This window comes from Hydrogenivirga sp. 128-5-R1-1 (assembly GCF_000171895.1).
In genome coordinates this window covers 1-1,937 of the sequence record NZ_ABHJ01000200.1, presented here as the reverse complement: position 1 = coordinate 1,937, position 1,937 = coordinate 1, and the positions used below count along the sequence as shown (strand labels likewise).

The following is a 1,937-nucleotide window of genomic DNA, read 5'->3' as shown; positions in this document are numbered from 1 at the left end:
AACCGGCAGTTAATTTTGAGCTTACATCCGAAGGTGCTGATAAGTTTGGAGAAGCCACTGCAAAAATGATAGGCAAAAGACTTGCGATAGTCTTAGATAATAAAGTAATGTCTGCACCTGTTGTTCGCTCAAGAATTTCTGCAGCAGGGCAAATAACAGGAAACTTTACACCAGAAGAAGCAGCAGATTTAGCCATAGTTCTAAGGGCTGGAGCACTGCCTGCACCTGTTCATATACTGGAAGAAACAGTGATTGGGCCAACCTTAGGTAAGGAATCAATTCAAAAAACTATTAAAGCAGGTATAGCTTCATTGATTTTAGTCGGTTTATTTATGATATGGAGATATGCTATTTCTGGATTTATTTCAGTAATAGCTTTATTATTTAACGGATTATTCTTATGGGCAGCTATGGTCGCTTTAGATGTTACGCTCACACTTCCAGGTATAGCAGGTATTATTTTAAATATAGGTATGGCTGTTGATGCCAACGTAATTATCTTTGAAAGAATAAAAGAAGAACTTAGAAAAGGTATCACTCTTAGAGTTGCAGTTGAAGAAGGTTTTAAAAGGGCATGGGATGCTATTTTTGATGCACAGATAACAACATTAATTGCAGCATTTGTTTTATTCCAGTTCGGAACAGGACCTTTAAAAGGATTTGCTGCGACACTTTCAATCGGTACAGTAGTTTCTATATTTACAGCTCTTTACCTTACGAAAGTGTTTATTGACCTTATACTTGGTGGAAAAAAACAACTTAAATATGCATTTTAAGGAGAGGAAATGAGGAATTTTTTATCAACACCGCCTAATATTGATTTTTTAAAAATTAAAAAATTTGGATATATAACCTCAGGAACGTTAGTTTTAATCAGTTTGATTTTAATTTTTATTAAAGGTTTTAATCTTGGTCTTGATTTCACAGGTGGAACGTCTATACAAGTAAAATTTGAGGAAAAAATTAATGTTGGGAATATAAGAAAGGCTACTTCCTATGTCGGTTTTAAAGATGTTCAAATTCAGGAAGTTGGCAAAGAAGGAAAGGAATATGAAATAAGAATTCCTATAAAGTATGGAAGTTCAACAGTTATTTATAAGAAAGTAAAGAAAGCTTTAGATGAGTTTTTTAAAGGTAAATATAAAATAAGAAGAGTTGAGTATATAGGTTCAGTTGTAGGGGAAGAACTTAGGAAAGCCAGTATTTACTCTATAGTTGCTGTTATGATAGCAATACTTCTATATGTTGGATACAGATTTGAACCTGTGTTTGCTATAGCTGCTGTAATTCCATTATTCCACGATGCAATACTTACACTTGGTATGTTTTCATTAACCGGATACGAGCTTAACCTTTCTGTTATAGCTGCAATACTTACAGTACTTGGTTATTCATTAAACGATACAATTATAATATTTGATAGGATAAGAGAAAACATAAAAATAAGAGGGAAAAAGAACCTACTTCAGCTTGTTAACCAGAGTATAAATGAAAACCTTGCAAGAACAATAATAACTTCCGGCACAACTTTATTTTCTGTTTTAGCATTATATCTTTTTGGTGGAGAATCTTTAAAGGGATTTTCATTTGCACTTCTTGTTGGCATTATATTCGGTACATATTCCTCAATTTATGTGGCAGGAGCACTGGTCGTAGATATAGAAAAATACATTTATAAAAAGAAAGTTCAAAGTTAGTCAGGCACAGGCAGGTTTTATCCTGCTTATTTTTATATATCTTAAATCTTAAGAATTTTTAATAACATACTAAAAACAGGCATTATTATATAAAATTCACTAAAAAATTAAAGAAACCAAATTTTAATTCTATTTCCTTTATAACACACTCAGGGTTTATTTAAAAATTCCTTTGATTTTTGCTTCTATACATTTTAAATTTTAATATGTAGTTTTAATATAATTGACATTATATTGCAT

At 31.6% G+C, this 1,937-nt stretch carries 2 protein-coding genes; both read left to right on the top strand.

From position 1 onward, the window contains the following. Positions 1–776 (top strand): protein translocase subunit SecD (gene secD / locus HG1285_RS03375; RefSeq protein WP_008288886.1); only part of this gene is annotated, 776 nt, incomplete at its 5' end. 9 nt (positions 777–785) lie between these two features. Continuing rightward, positions 786–1,697, top strand: coding sequence for a protein translocase subunit SecF (secF, locus tag HG1285_RS03380; protein WP_008288885.1), 912 nt, complete (start codon positions 786–788; stop codon positions 1,695–1,697). Positions 1,698–1,937: the final 240 nt, after the last annotated feature.